The organism is Allobosea sp. RAF48 (assembly GCF_052114025.1).
Lineage (GTDB): Bacteria > Pseudomonadota > Alphaproteobacteria > Rhizobiales > Beijerinckiaceae > Allobosea.
Genome location: NZ_JBFRDZ010000004.1, coordinates 62,133 through 83,758, shown reverse-complemented (window position 1 = coordinate 83,758; position 21,626 = coordinate 62,133). Strand labels below are relative to the sequence as shown.

Here is a 21,626-nt window from a genome sequence, read left to right as displayed (position 1 = left end):
CGTCATGCTCGCCCCCCATTCTGCCCCCGCATTGTCGCGCTCCGATCCGGTGACGCTGGAGATCGTCAAGAATGCCCTCGCGTCCATCGCGGACGAGATGGCGCTGGTCATCCTGCGCAGCGCCTATTCTCCGATCGTCCGGGACTCGATGGACTACTCGACGGCGCTCTGCGATCGAGACGGTCTGATCATCGCTCAGGGCCTCACCAATCCCGTGCATCTCGGCTCGTTCCCGAGCGTGATGGTCAACATCCTCAAGCGGTTCGGCGGGACGATGCAGCCGGGCGACGGCTACATCACCAACGACCCCTACGGTGCCGGCGGCATGCATCTGCCGGACGTCTATCTGGTCAAGCCCGTATTCCACGCCGGCAATGTGGAAGGTTTCGTTGCCAGCCTTGTCCACCACACCGACCTCGGCGGAATGGCGCCGGGCAGCATGGCGCTGCATGCCACGGAGATCTTCCAGGAAGGATTGCGGATCCCGCTCATTAAGGTCATGCACGAGGACCGGATGGACGAGAACCTTCTGGCTTTCCTGGAGGTCAATTCCCGCGTGCCGGAGCAGGTTCTGGGCGATCTTCGTGCCCAGATCGCCGCTTGCGCCGCTGCCGAACGGGGCTTCGGCAAGGTGCTCGAAAAATATGGCGCGCCGGCCATGCGCGGCATGCTCGCGGAACTGCACGACTATGCGGAAAAGCTCGTCCGCGACGAGATCAGCGCGATGCCCGACGGCGTCTACGAGGCCGAGGACTTCATCGACGGCCTTGGCGAGGGCGGCGGGCCGATCCGCTTCAAGGTCACGATCACCGTCGCAGGCGACGAGCTCGAAATCGACTGGACGGGGACCAGCGGGGAGGTGCCGGGCGCCATCAACGGACCCGTGGCGATCACCTATTCGGTCGCCTATGCCGCATTGCGCTGCGCAGTCCAGGCGGCCGTGCCAAACTGTGAGGGCTATACGCGACCGGTCCGGGTCGTGGCTCCGCTCGGCACCATCGTCAACCCGCGTCCGCCCGCGGCCTGCGCGGCCCGCGGCGTCATGGCCTATCGCATGCTCGATGTGCTGTTCAACGCCTTCGCCCAGATCGTGCCGGACCGGATGCCGGCCGCGGGCGAAGGTGGCCCCTCCGCAGTGTCGCTCAGCGGCACTCACGAGGGGAAGACCTGGCTGATCACCGACGGAATTCTCGGAAGCTGGGGTGGCCGAGCCACAAAGGACGGGGTCGACGGCATCGCCAACCCCGGCGCCAACCTTTCGAACATGCCGATCGAACTGATCGAGGCGCGCTATCCGCTGAGGATCGAGACCTATGGTCTCGTCGCAAATTCGGGCGGCGCCGGCCGTCGCCGTGGCGGCATGGCGATCACGCGCTCGTACCGTGTCCTTGGGGATGACGCGCAACTGACGATCCGTTCGGATCGGCGCGCGCATTTGCCGCCGGGTCTCTTCGGCGGATGTCCGGGCTCTCCGTCTCTCAACATCATCGATCGGAACGGCAAGACCGAACTCCTGCCGGTGATGCCGATGCGGACGCTTGCCCTGAGCAAGGGGGATCTGTTCACCCATGTCGCCCCCGGTGGGGCAGGCAATGGTGACCCGCTCGAGCGTGACCCGGATCATGTCGCCGCCGATGTCCGCGAAGGCCGCTTCACCGCGCAGTTCGCTCGCGACGTCTATGGCGTCGTCACAGGCGCGAACGGGCGCCCCGATCCGATCGCGACGGAGGCCTGTCGCGAAGGCCTGGCAGCCGATTTGCCGAAGCTGGCGGAGGCGCAGCTGCGCCTCTTCATGCAGGGCGATCGAAGCCGGGCGGCGCTGAGCCGGGAACATGAGGGGGAACTGGCATGACAGCGCTAGCCGCATTTCCGGTAACGGGCCCGGGCGAGCGCCGGACCGATTGCCGCCGGCACGATCGCGCCCGGCTCCTGCGGCCAAGCTGGGCGGAACTCGATTTCGGCGCATTGAGCCGGAATGTCGCGGCAACGCGCAGCCTGGTCGGCCCGGATGTTCGCATCTACTTCGTCTGCAAGGGCGACGGCTTCGGCTTTGGCGCCGCTGCGGTCGCGAAGGCCGCGGAACGCGCCGGCGTCGACGGCTTCTGCGCCGGCAGCCCGGACGAGGTCGTCTCGATCCGCAGCACCGGCACGACGCTTCCCGTCCTGCTGTTCGCTTCGACCACGCCGGACGACCTGCCGGCCGCTGCCGGGCTCGGTGCCACGGTGACGGTGCAGAGCATAGCCGATATGGAAGCGGTGCTTGCGGCGAGCGATAGGATGGAGGTCTTTGTCGAGGTCGATTGCGGGCTTGGCCGCTACGGTCTGCGCCCCGAGCAGTGGCCCGGCGTCCTGCAGTGCCTTCGCGCCGCCGATCATGTCAGGGTGCGGGGCCTGTACTCGCATCTCAGCACGCCGGATGATCCCGAGATCAGCCGGGCCCAGGCCGAACTCTTCCGGCAGGCGGCAGCCGATGCTGCGGCCGCCGGCCATGACGATCTCATTCTCATGCTGGCGTCGAGCCGCGTGGTGCTGGCCTATCCGGAGATGCTCTTCAATGCGGTCGACCCCGGGCGATTGATCTATGGCGGGGGGCTCGATGAAAACTGGATGGAGATTGGTGGCCTCTCGCCTCTGCTCGCGGCCGTGAAGTCCCGGATCATCCAGGTCCAGGAGCATCCTCCGGGTACAGTGCTGGGGATCGGCTATGGTGCGCCGATCGCCATCGAACGCAGCATGCGCACGGCGGTCGCGCCGATCGGTTTCTGGGATGGGCTGAACCATATTCCGCCTCTTGGCGAGGTGCTGATCCGAGGACGGCGCTGCCCGGTGCTCGGGCGCCGGACCTTCCAGCATTCGGTCATCGACGTCACCGGGATCGCCGACGCCGCGCCCGGCGACGAGGTCGTGGTCCTCGGGCGGCAGGGAGCCGAAGAGATTTCGATCCATGACCTCGCCAGGGCCATCGGCATCACGGTCATCGAATTGGTCCCGCGGCTCGCGCGCTCATTGCCGCACGTGTATGTCGGCCTGGGGCAGGAGAGGGACGGGCGTGGCTAAAATGGGGACGAGGCAGTCGGCGGACGAGCCCAGGCCGATCACGATCAAGGATGTCGCGAGCCGGGCCGGTGTCGGGCTCGGCACCGCTTCGCGGGTTCTCAACGGCAACGAGAATGTCGCGCCTCATTTGCGCGAGCAGGTTTTCAAGGCCGTACAGGATCTGGGTTATCACCCCAATTCCGTGGCGCGCTCCATGCGGCTCGGAAAGAGCTACGCCGTCGGCTGCCTCGTCACGGACATCCGCCAGCCCATAGCGGCTGAAATGATCGCGGCTGCGGAAAACACCCTGCGTCGCGAGGGATACACGCTGATTGTCGCCAGTACGCATTTCGACGACAGCCGCGAGGCCGAGATCCTGTCATTGCTGCAGAACCGCGTCGTCGACGGCATGCTCCTGGCGGTCAATCGGGACAACGATCCGGAGACGGCGCGACGGCTCGCCGCCATCACGATTCCCATGGTGCTCTGGGAGCGCAGCCCCGATGGCGGATTCGATACCGTCCTGACGGAGCATCGCACCGGTGCCCGCAGGGCAACCGAGCACCTCCTGGAGCTGGGGCACCGCGAGATCGCGCTTGTTGCCGGTCACCTCGATACCTGGGTCGGACGGGAGCAACGGGCAGGCTTCGATGCGGCGTTCACTGACAGGGGGCTGGAGCCGCCGGCAGGTCGCATCTTCGAGGTGGGGGCGTTCGGGGCTCGCAAATTGGAGGCCCTGTGCCGTGGAGAGCGGCCCATCACAGCGATCATCGCCAATATCGACGAGATCCCCGGCATCCTGCATTTCTGCGCGAAGCGCGGCCTCGTGCTGCCGCGCGACCTTTCGATCGTGTCGATCGGTGACGCCAGTATCCTGGAAGTCATGACGCCGTCGATTACGGCCGTGCGTGGCAATGGTACGAAAGTGGCCCAGCTCGCAGCCACTCTTCTGCTGAAGAAAATGTCCGACAAGCAACCGCAAGCGGCGTCGGAGCGCTTGTCCGTGGGGATGCAACTCAAGATCCGGCACTCCACCGCGCCTTTGGACGATCGTGGCAGCGGGCCTGTCCAGCATGCGCATAGTGCTGCTGATCGCTGATCGACTATGCTGGGGAAGGTCATGATGTCCCTCCATGTCAGAACGCCGACCTACTGCTCGCCTTCTCTCTCTCGGGCGAGCGAGCGCAAGGTGTGGCTGAAGCTTGAATCCCTTCAACCCTCCGGATCCTTCAAGCTCCGCGGCATCGGGCTTGCGTGTCAGGAACATGCAAAGCGCGGGGTCAAGCGCTTCGTCAGCTCGTCTGGCGGCAACGCCGGGATCGCCGTCGCCTATGCCGGGCGTGAACTCGACGTCCCGGTGACGGTTGTCGTTCCCGAGACGACATCGCCAAGGGCATGTCGCCTGATCTCGGACATGAATGCCGATGTCCTGGTACAGGGTGCGTCCTGGCAGGAGGCAAACGAGCGCGCGCTTTCGATGCTGGGCGACAGCGACGCGTTCATCCACCCCTTCGACGACCCGGTCGTGTGGCGAGGGCACTCGACGATCATCGATGAGATGGTCGAGGACGGAGTGCAGCCGGACCTCGTCGTGCTCTCCGTCGGTGGCGGCGGATTGCTGAGCGGCGTCGTCGAAGGCTTGCAGCGCCACAAGCTGAACATTCCCGTTCTTGCGGTGGAGACGACGGGTGCGTCCTCATTTGCCCAGTCGGTTGCCCGGGGCGAGCGCATCGTTCTACCGGCGATCGGAAGCATCGCCACTTCGCTCGGTGCACGCCAGGTCTCGGAGCATGCCTTCGCTCTCCTTGCAGAGCATCGCATCGACTGCGCCGTCGTCTCGGATCTTCAGGCGGTTGATGCCTGCCTGCGATTCCTGGACGACCATCGCATCCTGGTCGAGCCGGCATGCGGGGCAAGCCTCGCCACGCTCTACCAGAATGTCGCGGACCTCGCCGATCATCAAAAAATCTTGGTCATCGTCTGCGGCGGGGCGACATCGACAGTCGAGCAATTGAATACGTGGCGCCGGAATCTTTCGATGGCGAGAGATCCCTAGGCCCAGGCCGATATCTCTGCCGATGAGACTAGATGCCTGTTTCAAATTCAACCTTGGGTGATCGTGATGTCGGTCGATTTCCACGGCAGCTACATCGACAGGGCGGCCCTCGTCGTCATGCATTATCAGGTCGATGTGTTCGACATCCTGTTCGGGCAGCAGCCATCGCCCTTGCTGGATCGGTGCAACGCACTGATCCGGCATTGGCGCGCCACCGGTCGACCGGTGCTGTTCCCCAACTTCTCGCTGGGTGAAGGCTATGAACATGCGCCGCCGGCTGAAAACCGTCAGATCACGCCCTATCTCTCGAGCGGACGATTTCGCACCGGCCTGCCCGTAGAAGGCCTCGCAATCGAACGGGGCGATCTTGTCTATGCATGCCCGCGCGCCAGCGTCTTTTATAGCACATCGCTCGACGCCGACCTTCGGGCGCGCGGTGTCAGCACGCTCGTCATGGCCGGGATAAGCACGACCGGCGTGGTTCTTTCGAGTGTCGCCTGGGCCAGTGATGCGGATTACGATCTGAGACTGGTCCGGGACTGCTGCTACGACCCTGATCAGAATGCGCACGAGGCCCTGTTTGGGTCCGGGTTCGGCGGACGCGTAAAGGTCGTGTGAAGCGGAGTTCGGATTGACCTGCCGCGGCATCAATCCCGGCTGCGGTGAACAGCCTGTCGCGCGAGTTGCATATGGCGGCGGCCGCGATGGCGCATGCCGCATCCGACCCGTTCTTGCGGTTGATGCTCGATCCACCCGTGACGGGACGGCTCGGCGATGCCGGCGCGGGGCCGCAGCGGCTGCTTTCAATGCATAAGCCGCCCGCCCGCGATATCGAGTGTCGCGCCCGTCAGCCAGCTCGCGCTTTCGGAGGCGAGGAAGAGAGTTGCTGCCGCTACGTCCGCCGGGGAGCCGAGCCGCCGGATCGGGTGGGCAAGGGCAACCTGCGCCTGGATGTCGGGTGGCATATGCGCTGCCGTGCGATCCGTCAGAACGGCGGAGGGCGCAACGCAGTTCACGCGCACCCCGCTCGGGCCGAGGTCATGTGCCGCTTGCTGCGTCAGCATGATGATGCCTGCCTTGGCGACGCCATAGCCGAGCGGCGCCTGTGAGGGCGCGCGGCCCGCGGAGGAGGCCATGGTGATGACGGCCCCTCCACGCCCTTGCCTGAGGCTGGGCAAGAAGACGGACAGCGTCAGGAAGGTCGCGGTCAGATTGTGGTCGAGACTGGAGCGCCAGTCCGCTTCGGTTACGTCCTCCAGCGGCGCGGGGCGACCACTCCCGCCGCCAGCAAACGCGACCAGAATATCGAGCTTGTCCTCTCGTTCCGCGAACACAGAGCGCGCAGCTTCCAGTTCCTCGCGACTGGTGCAGTCGAGGCAGACACTGGCATGCCCGGCTGAGATTGCTTCCAGCGAGCGGAGCGTTGCGTCGAGCCGGCCCGGATCACGCCCCGCCACCGTGACGCGCACCCCGTTGCAGGCAAGCCAGCGCGCCGTTTCAGCGCCAATGCCGCCGGAGCCTCCGGTGACGACGGCCGTCTTGGCGGCGAGATCGGGATAGATCGGGATCGAAAACATTCACCGCTCCTCAGGCGTAACGCGCGATAGCCATGCAGACCACCGTGACCATCAGCAGGGCGGCGGCAACGCGTTGGATGCGACCGGGCGTGGCCGCAGGACCGGCGGCACCAGATCGCAAAGCCCATAGGGCGCCGATCGCCTGGATTGCGAATGCCGTCAGCGCCGTCGCCGCTCCCACGGCGAGGGTCGCCTCCATGCTGCCGAAACCACCTGCGTGAGCGAGTTGCCAAAGCAGTATGCCGGAGCCCATCGCGACAAAGGCGGCTCCCATCTGGGGTTTGGCCAGCCCGGCGGCATCCGCTCCGCCGGCCCGCGCCAGAACGAAGGTCGTCCCAGCCCAAAAAACAGAGGAGAGAAGATGCACGGCGATGATGATCGGCAGGGGCTGCATCGGCTAAGCTCCGGTGGCGCAGATTGAACATGCGTCAAATTTAGATATACATACTGTATAGTCATGACTCGCAACGGTACGTCAAGGCCCTATTCGGGCACCAAGCGTGATGCAAAGGCGGCGGAAACGCGCAGTCGGCTGCTCGCAGCCGCTACGGCGCTGCTCCGCCAGCCGGGCGGCGGGGCGCTCTCGCTGGAATCCGTCGCCGCAGCCGCGGGGGTAACCCGGCTCACGGTCTACAATCAGTTCGGCTCGCGGCGCGGCCTCCTCGAGGAGACGTTCGACAATCTGGCGGCAGCGGGCGCGATGGCGACGCTGACGGAAGCGATGGCGCTCGCGGATCCGCACGAGGCTCTTGCCGGGTTGGTCCGGGTCTTCTGCGATTTCTGGAGTTCAGATGATGCATTGGCCGGGCTGTTCGCGACAGCTGCCATCGATACGGAGTTGGCGGAAAGCCTGGCGCTGCGCAACGAGCGCCGCCGCATGGCGCTGGGCGTGATTGTTCGCCGCCGGGGCGGTGACGAAGCGAAGCAGAAAGACGTTGTCGACCTGCTCTTCGCTTTGACGAGCTTCCCCATGTTCCAGATGCTGCGCACCGGCGAACGCGGCGCCGACACCATATGCGCGCTGCTCCAGCCGCTCTGCTCCCGGGTGCTAAAGGGAGAGTCCGCCGAGGGTTCCGGAGCAGCATTGTAGTTGCGCCGGTCCCGCCGGGCTGACAGAGCGTTCGCCTCCGGCAGCGCGAGCACGCGGGGCGGCATGCTGGAAAGGCCGGGCAAGGCGTTCCGGAGGTCGCATCAGGGTTGCCAGCGGACTTGGCTGCGGATTTGTGAGCGTCCGGTTCCGGACGACGTGCAAACTTCCGCTCTTGTCGCTTCAAGGCCCTCCAACTGGCAGAACCTCGATACATGGATCTCCGCGTTTCGAACTGCGCGGTTTCTCTCGGTTCGACAGCCTAACGCGTCCATCGGGCGTCACCGATGCGGGCGCCGAAATGACGGCCAAAGGCAAGCAGCGCATCGATGATCGGCTGATCGTTACCGTCAGCCAGGGCGAAGAGCGGATACGAGACGCTGACGGCGATCGAGGTGCCCTTGTGCTTCTCCGTGAGGGCGATCGAGACCGCCTTTACGCCGTCGAAGAGCTCCTGATTTGAGATGGCGTAACCACGCAGTCGCGTCAGGGCCAGCTCGCGCAGCAATTCGTCGACCGAGTGCAGCGTCTGCCGGGTGGTCGCAGCCAAGGAGCCTTCAAACAGGCCGCGAATCTCCGCATCGGGCTTGAGCGAGAGAAGGGCCTTGCCCATCGCCGCTGCATGCGCCGGCAGGCGGTGTCCGGGCTCGACGGCGAACTGGATCGGCTGCGAGCCGCGCACCGTCTTGAGCACGACGACCTCCGCTCCTGAGAGAACCCCCAACCATACCGTGTGCTGCGTTTCGCGTGCGAGCGCTTCCATTTCCTTTTGCGCCTGCTCGACGATGTCGAACTTGCGGTGGAAGCCGGCGGCGAGCTGGACGGCGAGAATTCCTGCGCCGTAGCGCTGGGTTAGCGGGTCCTGCTCGATCAGGCCGCCACCTGCCAGTGAAGCCAGCAGACGCGAAGCCGTGCTGCGATTCACCTTGAGATGGCGACTGACGTCGCCGACCCGCAGCTCTCCGCCTGATTCAACCATGAGCTGCAACGCGCTGACGGCCTTCTCGATCGATTTCATCCAGCCTCGCATTGCGGCTTGACGTGGCGACAAAGCGCCGCCACGATGAATAAACAACATGTTGCACAATACGCAACACAATCAAAACGTCAAGGGAGAAGACGATGCGAGGAACCGGCGGCGCGCTGCTCTATGCGACCCTGAAGAGCCATGGGGTGAGGTGCCTCTTCGGGATGGAGGATCCGATCCACGTCTTCCATGCGGTCGATCGGTCCTTCACCCGGATTGTTACCGTCCGCGACGAGAAGCATGCGGCGATCATGGCGCATGGCTATGCCCAGGTGACCGGCCGTCCCGGCGTCTGTGCCGCGACCTTCGGCCCCGGCGCGACCAACCTGATCACGGGGCTCCTCGAGGCGCAGCGTTCGTCCGTGCCGGTGATCGCGCTGGTGCAGGACCATGCGCTGCGGCTGAAGAACAAGCATGCCAGCAGCGCGCTCGACCACGCCGTGGCGCTCGGTCCCTACGTCAAGGAAGTCATTCGCATCGACATGCCAGAGCAGGCGGGCGATGCGGTGCGCAAGGCGTTCCGGATCGCGACGACGGGGCGCCCCGGCCCGGTCGTGCTGCTGTGCCCGGGCGATGTGATGGCGGCGGAGGCCGAGGCCGAGACCTGGGCGGACCCGGCCTATGCCCATTTTCCGGCCAACCGCGTCCGGGCGAGCCGGGAGTCGATCGCCGGTGCTGCCCAACTGCTGGCGGGCGCGCGCCGACCGCTGCTGATCGCCGGTGGCGGCTCGATCATCTCGGGCGCCGAGGAGGAGATCCGGATCCTGGCGGAGCTCTTCGACATGCCGGTCGCGACGACGATGACCGGGCGCGGCGCCATCCCCGACACCCATCCTCTCGCCGCGGGCCCGCTCGGCTCGACCACGGGCGGGCGCTATGGCCGCGGCCGCATCTCGAACACGCTGTTCGCCGAGGCGGACGTCGTCTTCGTGCTCGGCTCGCGCACCGGGCAGATCTGCTACAGCGACTGGTCGCTGCCCAAGCCCGGCACCAAGCTGATCCATCTCGACATCGACCCGGCCGAGATCGGCCGCAATTTCGCGACCGACGTGGCCATGGTCGGCGATATCCGCGACACGCTGCGCGACCTCCTCGCCCATTGCGCCGAGCACGGGCTGGCGCGCACCGACGCGGCGACCCGCGAGCGCCTCAACGCCCTGACCCGGGCCTGGCGCGAGGAATTCCGCCCCGTCGCCACCTCCGGCCAGACGCCGATCCGGCCGGAGCGGCTGCTCGCCGAGATCTCGGCGCGGACGGACGAGAAAACCCTGATCGTCACCGATGCCAGCTACGTCACCGGCTGGGCGATGAGCCATATCGACGTGCCCGGCGCCGGCCGCTTCATCCTCTCGCCGCGCGGCACCGGCGGCATTGGCTGGAGCCTGCCGGCCGCGATCGGCGCCAAGATGGCCGACCCCTCGCTCAAGGTCGTCTGCGTCACCGGCGACGGCGCCTTCGGCTATGTCTTCAACGAGCTCGAAACTGCAGCCCGCTACGGCGTCGAGGTCTTGGTCGTCGTCTTCAACAACGGCACGCTCGGCTTTCAGCGGCACTGGGAGCAGAAGGCGATGGGCCGCTATCTCGAATGCGACTTCCTCGACATCGACTTCGGCGAGCTCGGCCGCGCGCTGAAATGCAAGGGCGAGCGCATCACCGATCCGACGGGGATCGCAGATGGCCTCGCGCGCGGGCAGGCGGCGGGAGCGCCTTACGTCCTCGACGTCGTGATCGATCCGGACGCCACGGCGCCGATCGTCGGCTTCGAGACCATCCTCGCCGCCGACGCCGTTCACTGACGCCACGCTCGCACAAGATCAAAGGGCTGCCGGAGAGACAGCCTCAAACAGGGAGGGAACAGCATGTTGAAACATATCGCAGCCATGACGATGGCCGTTGCCGTCACGGCCATAGCAGCACTGACGGCCTCCGCCGCCAAGGCCGGCCCGACGCTGGACCGGATCATCAAGGAGAAGAAGATGGTCGTGGGCGTCGCGCCCTGGAACCGCTTCGTCCTGCTCAATCCGAAGAGCGGGGAATACGAGGGCTTCATCGCCGATGACATCCATAATTTCGAGCAGATGACCGGGATCAAGGTCCAGTTCGTCAATACCACCTGGAGCGGGCTCGTCGCCGGGCTCCAGGCCGGGCAATGGGATGTGGTGATGAGCGGCCTCGGCGCCACGCCCGAGCGCGCCATCGCCGTCGCCTTCACCGACCCGATCGGATACCTGTCGTCGACCGCGATGGTGCGCGCCGACAGCTCCGTGCAGAGCTTCGAGGATCTCGACAAGCCCGGCAATGTCGTCTCGGTCGTCAGCGGCACGGCCGCCCAGCAATTCGCCCAGCGAACCTTCAAGAACGCCAAGGTGAACCCGCTCTCCGACACCGCCGCCGCGGTGCTGGAGGTGATGCAGGGGCGGTCGACCGCCTATATCGGCGATTCCGTCTCGAACGCGATGCGCGCCGAGGAGCGCCCGACCGAGCTGCGCAACGTCAAGTTTGCAGCCGACAAGACCGAGTGGACGACCATGAACCACGCCGTCCGCTACTCGGATCTCGATCTCGTGGTGTTCCTCAACACCTATGTCCGGGCGATGCAGCTTCGTGGTTGGTACCGCACCCTCGCAGAGAAGTGGAAGTTGCCGCCCGAACTCGCGACCGGGCCGCGCTGATCTCACCCAGGGACGCGCTGCGTTCGTCGGCGCGTCCCTTTTTGCCTGGATTTCCGGCCGGGGTCGGGACATGAATTACACTTTCCAGTTCGGCGTTCTCAGCGATTACGGGCCGTATCTCGCCGGCGGCCTCTGGCATGCCTGGTGGACGAGTTTCCCGGCCATCCTGTTTTCGACCCTGCTTGGCGTCGTCTTGGCTGCGATGAGCATGTCGCAACGCAGGCTGGTACGCAGTGCCTCCGTCGTCTTCGTCGATCTGTTCCGCACGCTGCCCGTGGTGGTCCTGCTGATCTGGATCCATTACGTGCTGCCGATCCTGACGGGCGCTTCGCTGTCGCCGACGGCGAGCTCGGTCATCGCACTCTCGCTCAACGGCGCGGCGCTGGCCTGCGAAGCCTTCCGCGGCGGGCTCGAGGCGATCCCGCAGACGCAAGTGCAGGCGGCGCAGTCGCTCGGCTTCTCGCGCTGGAAGGTGATGCGCTACATCACCCTACCGCAGGCCTTCTTCGCCACCTTGCCCTCGCTGACCAACGTCCACATCACCGTGATCAAGAACGTGACCGTGACCGTACTGATCGCGGTCCCCGAAGTGATGTTCCGTGCGCAGGAACTGACGGTCCAGTTCTTCCGCCCGCTCGAATTCTACACCGGCGCGGCGCTGCTCTATGTCGCGCTGATCTGGGGCTACACCATCCTGATGCGGATGATCGAAAGGCTGCAGCAATGGCAAGCGATCTGAGGGCGGCGGCGGCCATGCCTGCCGCGCAGGACTTCATTCGGATCCACGACGTCCATAAATCCTATGGCGATGTGAAAGTCCTCAACGGGATCTCGCTCGATGTCGCCGAGGGAGAGGTTCTGGTGTTGTGCGGGCCAAGCGGTTGCGGCAAGAGCACGCTGCTGCGCTGCATCAACGGATTGGAGACGATCAACGCCGGCGCCATCACGGTCGGCGGCCGCAATGTCGCGACTGCAACGCCGGAGGAACTTCAGGCGATCCGGCTCTCGACCGGCTTCGTCTTCCAGAACTTCAACCTGTTCCCGCATATGACGGCGCTGCAGAACATCACGATTGCGCCGATGAAGATCCTGGGCCAACCGGCACGAGAGGCCAGCGACGAAGGCCGCCGGCTCCTCGAACGCGTCGGGATGGCCGACAAGGCCAATTCCTACCCGTTTCAGCTTTCCGGCGGCCAGCGCCAGCGCGTCGCCATCGCCCGTGCGCTCGCAATGAAGCCGACGCTGATGCTGTTCGATGAGCCGACCTCGGCGCTCGATCCCGAGATGCGCGAGGAGGTGCTGCAGGTGATCCGCCAGGTTCATCACGACCACGGCATGACCATGGTCGTTGTGACGCACGAGATCGGTTTCGCCAGGAGCGTCGCCAGTCGCGCGATGCTGCTCGATGCCGGTGAGATCGTCGAGGAGGCGCCGGTCCGCAGCTTCTTCGCCAATCCGACCCAGGAACGCACCCGGCGCTTCCTCCGGGCGATCGTCAACGACTAGCCGACCGCGCCTCACACAAGGGGCAACCTCATTTCCGGAACGTCCGCTTCTTGGCGATAAGTCAGTGCCCGCAGTTGGAGCAATCGCTTGTGTTGCCGGAATTGCGGCGTTGCTGGTGATTCTGCGACATTGGAGTGGAGTTTAATTCAATAGATTCTGCGAGGATCCAAAGCATCCCGCAGACCGTCCCCGAGCAGATTGACGGCGAGGACTGTCACCGAGAGAAATGCGGCCGGTATCAGCACGATATAGAACTTGAGCTGCCACAGAGTGCGCCCCTCAGCCATGATGTTTCCCCATGACGGGGTGATCGGCGGGGTGCCTGCGCCGATGAAGGAAAGGACCGCTTCGGTGACCATCGCCGCCGCGCAGATGTAGGTCGCCTGAACGATCAGGGGCGAGAGCGAGTTCGGCAGGATGTGGCGGAAGATGATCCTCGGCGTGCTCGCGCCCGCGGCGACGGCAGCTTCGACATAGAGCTGCTCCCGCAAGGAAAGAACGGTCGAGCGCACGAGCCGGGTCACACGCGGGATCTCGACGATCGTCAGGGCGACGATCACATTGATCACCGACCCTTTTGTCAAAGCCATGAGCGCGATCGCCAAGAGCATCGACGGGATCGACATCAGGCCATCCATGATGCGCATCACCACAACATCGGCGCGTTTGATGAAGCCGGCGATCAGACCCAGGAGCAGACCACCGATCGACGAGAAAATCGCGACCGAGAAACCGACCAGAAGCGAGATACGGGCGCCATACAGGACGCGTGAGTAAAGGTCGCGACCGAGCATGTCGGTGCCAAACGGAAACAGCGCCGAGGGCTCGCGCAGCCGGCGGGCCAGGGACGTGGCCGTTGGGTCGGTTGTGCCCAGCACAGGAGCGAGCACCGCGATCGCGACCATGATGATCAGCACGGCCGCCCCGAGCGGAATGGTGGGATGGCGACGCATCTGCTTGAGAGCTTCGGCACCAAAGGATCCCTCTGTGCGCGTTGCCGCGGCTCCAACGTGGATTGTGGGGGAGCTCAATATCGGATCCTCGGATCAACGAGTGTGTAGACGAGGTCCACGGCCAGATTGACGAGCACGTAGATAAAGGAAAAGACCAGCACGAGGCCCTGAATCACCGGGTAGTCACGGCGCAGGATGGCATCGACGGTGAGGCGTCCCATGCCAGGGATCGTGAAGACGGTTTCGGTCACGACCGTGCCCCCGATCAGGGCGGAGAAGCCGATGCCGATGACGGTGATGACGGGTACCGCACCGTTCTTGAGCGCGTGCAGGAACAGAATCGTGCGAGGTCCCAAGCCCTTGGCGCGCGCGGTGCGGACATAGTCCTGCTGCAGCACTTCGAGCATCGATGCCCGGGTGATCCGGGCGATCAGCACGATGTAGACAAGGCCCAGCGTGATGGCCGGCAGAATGAGGCGCTCAAGCCAGGCCCAAACGCCCTCGGATAGGGGCGCATATCCCTGCGGCGGGAGCCACTGCAGCTTCAGCGCGAAGGTCCAGGCGAGGATGTAGCCGACGACGAACAGCGGCACCGAAAAACCGACGACGGAGATGCTCATGATCGCCCGATCGATCCAGCTTCCGCTTTTCCAGGCCGCGACTACGCCAAGCGGAACGGCGATGGAAATCGACAACAGAAGCGTCAGCAGCATCACCGACACGGTTGGCCCCACCCGCTCGGCCATCAGCGCCGTGACCGGCTGGCCGGTGAAGACAGAATTGCCGAGGTCGAAATGGGCCAGTCGCCACAGCCAGTTGCCGAACTGGACAAGGAAGGGCTGGTCGAGGCCCAAACTCTGCCTGATCCGTTCGATATCCGCCGCCGAGGCTTGGTCTCCGGCAATCATCGTTGCGGGATCGCCAGGCGCCAGGAACAGCAGCGAGAACACGGTCAGCGCGACGACCAGCATGACCGGAATCGTCGCGAGGCTGCGCTTCACGATGTAGGCGAGCATGGGATCAACTCCGCCGCGCCGTAAGGGTGGCGAAGTCAGCCACGCCGAATGTTCCAGAACACCGTGGCAGTCGGCACCCGATCGACGAGGTACTTCTTGAGCGCCGTTTGCCGATAGATGGCGCCGAGCGGAATAGCCGGCAGCTCATCCATGCCCACGACCTGCATTTCCTGAGCGATGCGCTTGCGATCGTCGGCCGACGGCGAGTTCAACCAGGCGTCGCGGAGCTCCTCCAGCTTCGGGATCGTCGGCCAGCCGAACCAGGCATTGCGCCCGTTGCCGCGCAGCATGATGTTCGTGCCGGGATCGACGAACCAGGTGCCGGGGAACAGCCAGCAGCTCAACGACCAGCCGCCCTTGTCAATCGGCTCTTCGGAACGGCGGCGCTGGGCGACCGACGCATTGTCGAGGAGTGCGATATCCAGATTCAGGCCCAGCTTGCCCAGCATATCGGCGGCAACCTGAGCCAGGGGCGTGGTCGAGGCTGGGCTGTCTGCCGCGCCGAGCAGGCGCACGCGCTCGTTCGCGTAGCCGGCCTCCTTCAGCAGTTGCTTGGCCCTCTCGATGCTGCGCGGTCCCTTCAGCGGATCGAGACCGGCTTCGCTGGCGAGAGCGGTGCCCGGTGGGAAGAAGCCGCTCCCGGTGGCGAAGTTCTGCGGGTTGGTGCCGGCGACGGCCATGCAGAATTCTGCCTGGTCGATAGCAGGGAGGAGGGCCTGCCGGATCTTCTTGTTGTTGAATGGCGCATGGAGTGCGTTGATCCGCATCATCGCCATCGAAGGAATGTCCTCGAGGCGTGGCAGATCGATATCCCTGAAGCCCGCAAGTAGCTCGACCGTTTCCGAGGTGGGGCCTCCGATCCAGTCGACGTCACCGGTCTGGAGGGCTGCCGCAGCAGTCGCGGCATCGGGAATGCGGCGCCATTCCACGCGGTCGAAATGAACGGTCTTCGGGCCCGCCGTGAGGCCCCGCGCTGTGTTTGGCGTAGGCTGGTAGCCTTGGAACTTCTCGAAGACCGCGAGATTGCCGAGCTGGAATTCGTCCGCCTTGAACTTGAATGGGCCTGAGCCGGTCCGGTCGGTGATCTGGGTCCTCACATCGGTCTGCGCGACCCGCTCGGGCATGATGAGCGGGACGGGAGCGCTGAGCTGCCCCAGCACGGCAGGCAGGATCGGAAACGGCCGCTTGAGGCGGAAGCGCAGCGTCCGGTCGTCAACGGCCACGAGTTCGTCAGTCAGCGCGAAAAGCGTGGCGCCCATGGGGGCCGCTTGCGACCAGCGCTTCAGGCTGGCGACGCAGTCGCGGGCGCGGATCGGCTCGCCATCGTGAAAGGTGATGCCGGTCCGCAGGGTGATGGTACAGCTGCGCCCGTCATCGCCCCAGAGCAAGCCCTCCGCGAGCTGAGGCTGCGGCTGGAAGTTCGCATCCAGTCCGAACAGCGTATCGTAGACCATGTACCCGTAGTCGCGGGTAACGTCGACCGTCGACCACATCGGATCGAAGATCGTCAGGTCCGTGTAAGGCACGAACCGCAGCACCTTCTGCCGGGATGACTGTGAACGAGCCGGAGCGCCGATGCCTGCCAGTGCGGCGGCCGCGCCGGCCTTCATGAAACTGCGTCGATCCATGATGGTCCCCATCGTTTTGCACCGCCCGAGGGGCAGCGGAGATTGATCCAAATACGAGTCGTCAGAGAGCGTTGCCGCGTCTGGCTTCGACCAGCTCGATGGCCTCCGAGAGACCGTGTGCGATGCGGTTGGCGCGCTGGCGCAATTGCACCCGTGCCATCCGGTAGGCATCGGCATCGAGACGATTGAGCGTCAGCACCGGCGCCAGCCCGGGCAGGATGCGGCTGGCTCGGCCGAGGTCGAATTCGAAGGCGCTGCGCGCGTGATAGAGCACCGGGTTGAGATGGCGGCCGAGCCGCAGGAGGGACCGGTCGTCGGCTCCCGTCGGCGTCCAGTTTGCGAGCGCATCGGCCAGTCTCTCGGCGAGGCCGGTCAGGCGCGCGATGTCGTCGAGGTCGGGCGCGGCCTCGCGATAGGCACGCAGGCCCGCTAGCACGTCACCCACCATGGCGCCGGGCCTGAAGGGCAGGGCGGGCGCGTCGACCAATCCCTCGACGAGGTTTCGGTAGATCAGCGTGTCGACGGCCAGGACGTCGGCATCCATATGCTCGATCGTGTCCTGATCGGTATGCCACCACCAGGCGAGCCCGCTGCCGTGAAGATGTTCCGGGCTGGCAGCCGGGAGGAATGCACTGACCTGAGCAGTGGCGAGTCCAATGCCGCTGAAGCTCTGATCCGAGTTCCGGGCGGAGCGCCTGGGATCGATATAGGGGTCGAGCCGCTTGACCGAGCGATCGACGAACTCTTCTTCCTCCGGCGTCTGCTTGCCGACCGTCCCGTCGAGAACCTGCCGGACATAATCGGCGAGCTCTGCTGTGGTGTTTCGCAGGGCCTTGGTGGTGCCGCCCCGGCTGCCGACGATGTCGACGTTGAGATAGGCGATGGCGTCGCGGTAGAGCGAGTCGCGAAACGCGTCCGCATACCAGGACGAGCCGGCGTAACCGCCCTGCTCATGCCCGGTCCAGAACGCGAATTTGATGCCGTATCGAGGCTTGGGTAGCTGCTTCATCAGCCGCGCCAGCTCAATGAGCAGAGCGACGCCAGCCGTGTTGTCAGTCGCGCCGTCGCCCCATGTGCAGTAGTGAGCGCCGAGCAGGACATAGGCCGGCTCGCGCCCCTCGATCTCGGCGACAGGCTGCTTCGCGGCGCGCCATTCGGTGCGGATCTCGCTGGCCATCGTGACCTGCGAGCCTTCGGCGACTGCCTGCTCCAGAACCGCCGCGTCATCGCGCGAGACCTGAATGGCCGGCACAGTGGGCAGCAGAGCAAGGTCGTCCGGGCAGGTCGGCGCGCCCCAAAGCGGCGAGGCCTGGACGTAATGGCGCTGAGGGCCATGCGAGATCGCGATGACGCCGAGCGCACCGGCTCGCTGCGCGCTGATGCAGGCATCGCAGCGCGGCAGGCCGTCGATCAGCAGAAAGGCGCCTTTCAGGTCTTCCAGCTCCAAGGAACGGGTGACGCGACCGGTCAGGCCGTTGGCGGAGGTGGTGAAGGCGGAGCCATTAGCGGGAAGCACCTTGTTGCCGACGGTCAGCGATGCCGAAACAGGCCAGCTGACGAAGGCATCGAGTTCGAGAACCTCGTTCGAGACCCCGAGCGCTGTCAGCTGCTCGCAGATATGGCGGCAGGCTGCGTTGGCGCTGTCCGAACCGGGGAGCTTGCGACCGAGAGCAGCCAGAGTGGCTACCGTCTGCTTCAACCGTTCGGAGGAAATACCGGCGGCTGCCGGATCGGAGAGTGTCGCAAGCGTCATCGGGCCCTCGGCCGTAGCGTGTTGGAATTCCAGGCGATGGCCGTGCCATCGCCTTGTCCTTGCGGGGTTCACTGCGCGACTGAAACATTCCAGTAGCGCGGCTTTTGACCCGGCCAGGGCTGGAAGCCCGTAACGTTCTTCCGCAGGGCCACCGTCGTGGCGCGAGTGCCCCATACGATGAGCGGTGCCTCGGCCATCTGCAGACGGTGCAACTCGTCGTAGAGCGACCGCTTGTCCTGGCCGTCATCTGCGAGGATGAGCTTCTTCAGCAATTCCTTCGAGGCCGGGCTATCCCAGACCTTGTCGGCCTGGCGCGCCTTGTCGCCGGTGAAGCGCTCGATGATGAAAAGTGGATCGAGATAGGGAGTGAGGTTCCAGACCATCATCTGGTAGCGCCCGCTGTAGAAGCGCTCGAACTGCGTCGCGAACTCCATGATCTCGACATCGACATTGAGGCCGACAGCCTGCAGCATCGACTGGAGATAGATCGCCGTATCGCCCATGATCGGCGAAGCCTTGCTGGTGATCAGGGCGATTCGCTCGCCCTTGTAGCCCGAGGCCTTGATCAAGGCGCGGGCCTTGTCCGGGTCGTATTCCGCACCGCTGCGCTGGACCTTGCCGTAGAAGCGGCTTGTCAGCGGGATAAGGGATGGCGAGGCGATGCTGTCATCGTCCAGAACCGCCTTGGCGAGGCTCGACCGATCGATGGCATGGCTGATCGCCTGACGGATACGCGGGTCGGCCAGCACCGGGTCGCGTGACTGCAGCGGGATCGTGTAGATGCCGGCGACGGGCGTGGTCGTGACGGTGACGTTCTTGTCGTTGGCGAAGTCCTTGATCGAAGCGGCATCGACGTCGGTCCACAGATCGAGCTGGCCCTGCAGGATGCCGAGTTTTGCGACCTGGGCGTCCGGAACGAGGTTGATCCTGACCTTCTCGACCTTGGCTTCCTTCGCACCGGAGAGGCCATCCGAAGGCTCTGTTCGCGACTTGTAATCGGCAAATTTCGAGAGCTCGACGAACTGGCCTTTGCGCCACTCGGTCATTTTGAACGGGCCGGTCCCGATAGCCGTTGTCCAGTTGCCGTTTGCATCGACCGCATCGGGGTGAGCGATGCCGGAGGAGTCGCAATCGCCGCGGGCCATCGCGCTCAGGAACGAACCACTCCGTTCTGCAAGCTGGAATTCGACCCGACGGTCATCCAGAGCCTTCACGGACTCGACCTTCGTGGCGTTGGTACCGTTGAAGGCTCCTCGGCACGGCCACGCCGACTTGGGGTCGAGAAAGCGCTCCCAGGTCCAGACGACTTCCTTCGCCGTCAGCGGAGCTCCGTTATGAAACTTCACCCCCTCGCGAAGGGTGAAGATATACGTCTTGCCGTCGGCGGAGACGTCAATCCTGTCCGCCAGCATCGGCGCAACGCTGCCGTCTGCGCGCCATGCGACCAAACCCTCGTAGATATTCTGCAGGACACTTCCCGTCGCGGTGTCCGGGCTGCGCCCAGGCATGACGCCGCGAATATCCGAGGTGATCATCGTCCGAAGCGTTTGGGCATGACCTGCCCCGGCAGCAGCCGCAAATGCGGCGATTCCGAAGGTGAGAACCGCAACAGCTCGCATGTTATTCTCCGACATATTCGATTGCGTTCGCGGCACTCGTGGCGCGGACGTGTTGTGCCAGTTGGCTGCAAAGCTTGGGGCTGACGCCGTGGTCGACTGCCAGCTTGGCGAGGCGCTCGATCAAGGGCAGGCGGGCAAGCCGGCCGACCCCGATGTCGGCACGCGGATGGAACGTCAGGCAGGCATAGCCATCGACCGCGAGCAGCGCTGAAAGCTCCTCGCACATGAGCTCTTCCGCCCGGTCCTGGGTCACACGCCGGCGGAAATGAGTGGCGTCGGTGAGGCCTTCCGAAATCGGAAGCTCGACCATCTGATGGCCGCCGTATTGGCCAAGCGCGTAGGGGCAATCGTCGTCGAGGAAGCTCGAATCGTAGAGGTATCCGAGACCCTGGAGGATGGAGATCGTATTCTCGGACAGCGTGCCGGTTGGAGACCGAAATCCGCGAGGGGCGGCACCGCTCAGGCGTTGCAACGTTTCGTGAGCCTCGCCGATGACAGAGGACTCCTCATCGCGTTCAAGCTTGGCATGATCTTCGAAAGCGCGGCCATGGCAGGCGAGCTCGTGGCCTTCCTGCAGGCAGCGCTCGACGAGCCAGGGCAGCCTTTCAGCCTCGGCCGCCGGCCAGAAGAATGTAGCCGGAAGATTGTAATTCCGGAGCGCGTCCAGCACTCGGGCTAACCCCACCCGATAAGTGTAGCGGCCGTGGGCGTCGCGTCCGAAGAGCTCGGCCTCCGGGATGTTGGCGGCTTCGGGACCGATGCCGTGCACATTCACGGTGATCAGCAATGCGCCGGTCATGCCCGCGCCTCCTGCCAGCGAGCAGGCTCGCTCAAGCAATATTCCGCCAGCTCACGACAGGTCATGAACTGCACGCCGGGCGTCGCCTTCGCATAGGACAGGAAGCGATCGATAGCCGCCGCACGCGCCGGCGTACCTGATCCACCGCCTGCTCGCGGGTGAACCGTGAGATGAACATACCCGTCGCGGTCCAGCGCCGCGTCGAACTCCTGGACGAAATTGCGCTCGACCTCGGCAGCTGAGGCCCCGCCGCTGAAGTACAGCGGGAAGTCATCGAGCGAGACTGTGTTGTTGGGGAGGATCATGAAGCCATCCTCCAGCAGGTAGGGGATGTCTTCGTCCTTTTCGCTTGCGTCGTAGATGTACCCGAGGCGACGCAACGTCGGCAGCGTCAGTTGGCTTTTGCGGCCGGAAGGCGAACACCAGCCAAGGGGGCGAGAACCGAAAGCGGAGAGGATCCTGTGGGTCTTTTCCAGGAGTTCCGGCTCTCGGTCTCCGAGGTCGAAACCCTCGTGCCGGTAGCCATGCGCGGCGATCTCGTGGCCGGCTCGATGAATGTCGTGAAATGGCTCGGGCCAATGCTCGGCATCATAGCCACAGCAGAAGAACGTGCCTTTCACATCGTGACGATCGAGCATGTCGAGGTAGCGATGAACGCCTCGCCGCAGCGCGTAATTGCCGCGGCTGTTGATCCCCAGCGCGTTCTGGCCGCGGCCGGCCTCTACCGCCGGGCCGTCGACATGGATCGTCACGCAGACGACTGCCCGCGCCTGGTTCGGCCACTGGATCCCGCCAACGCGATCTTTTGCATCTGAAGCCATCGGCTTTTCGTTCCCTTCGATCTCGATGGCGCGCCGCTTCGTCCGGCGGCTGCCAAAGGTCGATTTCGAGGAACCC

The 21,626-nt window shown here is 64.9% G+C and carries 20 protein-coding genes and 1 pseudogene; 11 read left to right on the top strand and 10 right to left on the bottom strand.

Annotation, left to right across the window (positions count from 1 at the left end):
• Positions 1–4 precede the first annotated feature (4 nt).
• The 5 genes from AB4Z10_RS09300 (at position 5) to AB4Z10_RS09280 (ending at position 5,710) form a co-directional block, all read left to right on the top strand.
• Positions 5–1,852, top strand: coding sequence for a hydantoinase B/oxoprolinase family protein (locus AB4Z10_RS09300; protein ID WP_441470108.1), 1,848 nt, complete (start codon positions 5–7; stop codon positions 1,850–1,852).
• Complete coding sequence (gene alr / locus AB4Z10_RS09295; protein ID WP_441470107.1) at positions 1,849–3,057, top strand: alanine racemase; 1,209 nt, start codon at positions 1,849–1,851, stop codon at positions 3,055–3,057. Before AB4Z10_RS09300 ends, alr begins: the two co-directional genes overlap by 4 nt.
• Before the next feature lies 1 nt (position 3,058).
• Positions 3,059–4,135, top strand: coding sequence for a LacI family DNA-binding transcriptional regulator (locus AB4Z10_RS09290; protein WP_441470408.1), 1,077 nt, complete (start codon positions 3,059–3,061; stop codon positions 4,133–4,135).
• A 24-nt stretch (positions 4,136–4,159) separates the two neighbouring features.
• Positions 4,160–5,092, top strand: a complete 933-nt coding sequence (locus AB4Z10_RS09285; RefSeq protein WP_441470106.1) for a pyridoxal-phosphate dependent enzyme — start codon at positions 4,160–4,162, stop codon at positions 5,090–5,092.
• Between the two features lie 66 nt (positions 5,093–5,158).
• Entirely contained in the window at positions 5,159–5,710 is a 552-nt protein-coding gene (locus AB4Z10_RS09280) for a cysteine hydrolase family protein (RefSeq protein WP_441470105.1), read from the top strand.
• A gap of 185 nt (positions 5,711–5,895) precedes the next feature.
• Here AB4Z10_RS09280 and AB4Z10_RS09275 read toward each other — a convergent pair whose 3' ends face one another.
• Together AB4Z10_RS09275 and AB4Z10_RS09270 are read right to left on the bottom strand one after the other, a co-directional pair.
• Positions 5,896–6,669 (bottom strand): SDR family NAD(P)-dependent oxidoreductase, encoded by a 774-nt coding sequence (locus tag AB4Z10_RS09275; RefSeq protein WP_441470104.1) that lies wholly within the window; start codon positions 6,667–6,669, stop codon positions 5,896–5,898.
• 10 nt (positions 6,670–6,679) lie between these two features.
• Positions 6,680–7,063 carry a hypothetical protein gene (locus tag AB4Z10_RS09270; protein WP_441470103.1) on the bottom strand — a complete coding sequence of 128 codons (384 nt, stop codon included), beginning with the start codon at positions 7,061–7,063 and terminating at the stop codon, positions 6,680–6,682.
• A 63-nt stretch (positions 7,064–7,126) separates the two neighbouring features.
• Between AB4Z10_RS09270 and AB4Z10_RS09265 the strand changes: the two are divergent.
• Positions 7,127–7,327, top strand: a pseudogene (locus AB4Z10_RS09265) (TetR family transcriptional regulator); the annotation flags it as partial.
• A 42-nt stretch (positions 7,328–7,369) separates the two neighbouring features.
• Positions 7,370–7,759 (top strand): hypothetical protein, encoded by a 390-nt coding sequence (locus AB4Z10_RS09260; protein WP_441470416.1) that lies wholly within the window; start codon positions 7,370–7,372, stop codon positions 7,757–7,759.
• Positions 7,760–8,018: 259 nt separating this feature from the next.
• On the opposite strand, the gene AB4Z10_RS09255 is transcribed toward AB4Z10_RS09260, so the two are convergent.
• Positions 8,019–8,774: an IclR family transcriptional regulator gene (locus tag AB4Z10_RS09255; protein ID WP_441470102.1), complete on the bottom strand. Its 756-nt coding sequence runs from the start codon at positions 8,772–8,774 to the stop codon at positions 8,019–8,021.
• Between the two features lie 104 nt (positions 8,775–8,878).
• On the opposite strand from AB4Z10_RS09255, the gene AB4Z10_RS09250 reads away from it, so the two are divergent.
• The 4 genes from AB4Z10_RS09250 (at position 8,879) to AB4Z10_RS09235 (ending at position 12,961) form a co-directional block, all read left to right on the top strand.
• Positions 8,879–10,579, top strand: coding sequence for a thiamine pyrophosphate-binding protein (locus AB4Z10_RS09250; RefSeq protein WP_441470101.1), 1,701 nt, complete (start codon positions 8,879–8,881; stop codon positions 10,577–10,579).
• Between the two features lie 63 nt (positions 10,580–10,642).
• Positions 10,643–11,455 (top strand): transporter substrate-binding domain-containing protein, encoded by an 813-nt coding sequence (locus AB4Z10_RS09245; RefSeq protein WP_441470100.1) that lies wholly within the window; start codon positions 10,643–10,645, stop codon positions 11,453–11,455.
• Positions 11,456–11,525: 70 nt separating this feature from the next.
• Positions 11,526–12,194, top strand: coding sequence for an amino acid ABC transporter permease (locus AB4Z10_RS09240; protein ID WP_441470099.1), 669 nt, complete (start codon positions 11,526–11,528; stop codon positions 12,192–12,194).
• Complete coding sequence (locus AB4Z10_RS09235) at positions 12,179–12,961, top strand: amino acid ABC transporter ATP-binding protein (protein WP_441470098.1); 783 nt, start codon at positions 12,179–12,181, stop codon at positions 12,959–12,961. Before AB4Z10_RS09240 ends, AB4Z10_RS09235 begins: the two co-directional genes overlap by 16 nt.
• A 146-nt stretch (positions 12,962–13,107) precedes the next feature.
• Here the strand turns inward: AB4Z10_RS09235 and AB4Z10_RS09230 are convergent, their stop codons facing one another.
• From AB4Z10_RS09230 to AB4Z10_RS09200, 7 genes are all read right to left on the bottom strand, one after another.
• Positions 13,108–13,992, bottom strand: coding sequence for an ABC transporter permease (locus AB4Z10_RS09230; RefSeq protein WP_441470097.1), 885 nt, complete (start codon positions 13,990–13,992; stop codon positions 13,108–13,110).
• A complete protein-coding gene (locus tag AB4Z10_RS09225; protein WP_441470096.1) occupies positions 13,989–14,930 on the bottom strand; it encodes an ABC transporter permease in 942 nt (313 codons plus the stop codon). Before AB4Z10_RS09225 ends, AB4Z10_RS09230 begins: the two co-directional genes overlap by 4 nt.
• 35 nt (positions 14,931–14,965) lie before the next feature.
• Positions 14,966–16,735 (bottom strand): ABC transporter substrate-binding protein, encoded by a 1,770-nt coding sequence (locus AB4Z10_RS09220; RefSeq protein WP_441470095.1) that lies wholly within the window; start codon positions 16,733–16,735, stop codon positions 14,966–14,968.
• Entirely contained in the window at positions 16,620–18,311 is a 1,692-nt protein-coding gene (locus AB4Z10_RS09215; protein ID WP_441470094.1) for a M28 family peptidase, read from the bottom strand. The genes AB4Z10_RS09220 and AB4Z10_RS09215 overlap by 116 nt, the downstream gene beginning before the upstream one ends.
• 68 nt (positions 18,312–18,379) lie before the next feature.
• Positions 18,380–19,930: an ABC transporter substrate-binding protein gene (locus AB4Z10_RS09210; RefSeq protein WP_441470093.1), complete on the bottom strand. Its 1,551-nt coding sequence runs from the start codon at positions 19,928–19,930 to the stop codon at positions 18,380–18,382.
• Position 19,931: 1 nt separating this feature from the next.
• Entirely contained in the window at positions 19,932–20,729 is a 798-nt protein-coding gene (locus AB4Z10_RS09205; protein WP_441470092.1) for a polysaccharide deacetylase family protein, read from the bottom strand.
• Positions 20,726–21,550, bottom strand: coding sequence for a polysaccharide deacetylase family protein (locus AB4Z10_RS09200; protein WP_441470091.1), 825 nt, complete (start codon positions 21,548–21,550; stop codon positions 20,726–20,728). The genes AB4Z10_RS09205 and AB4Z10_RS09200 overlap by 4 nt, the downstream gene beginning before the upstream one ends.
• Positions 21,551–21,626: the final 76 nt, after the last annotated feature.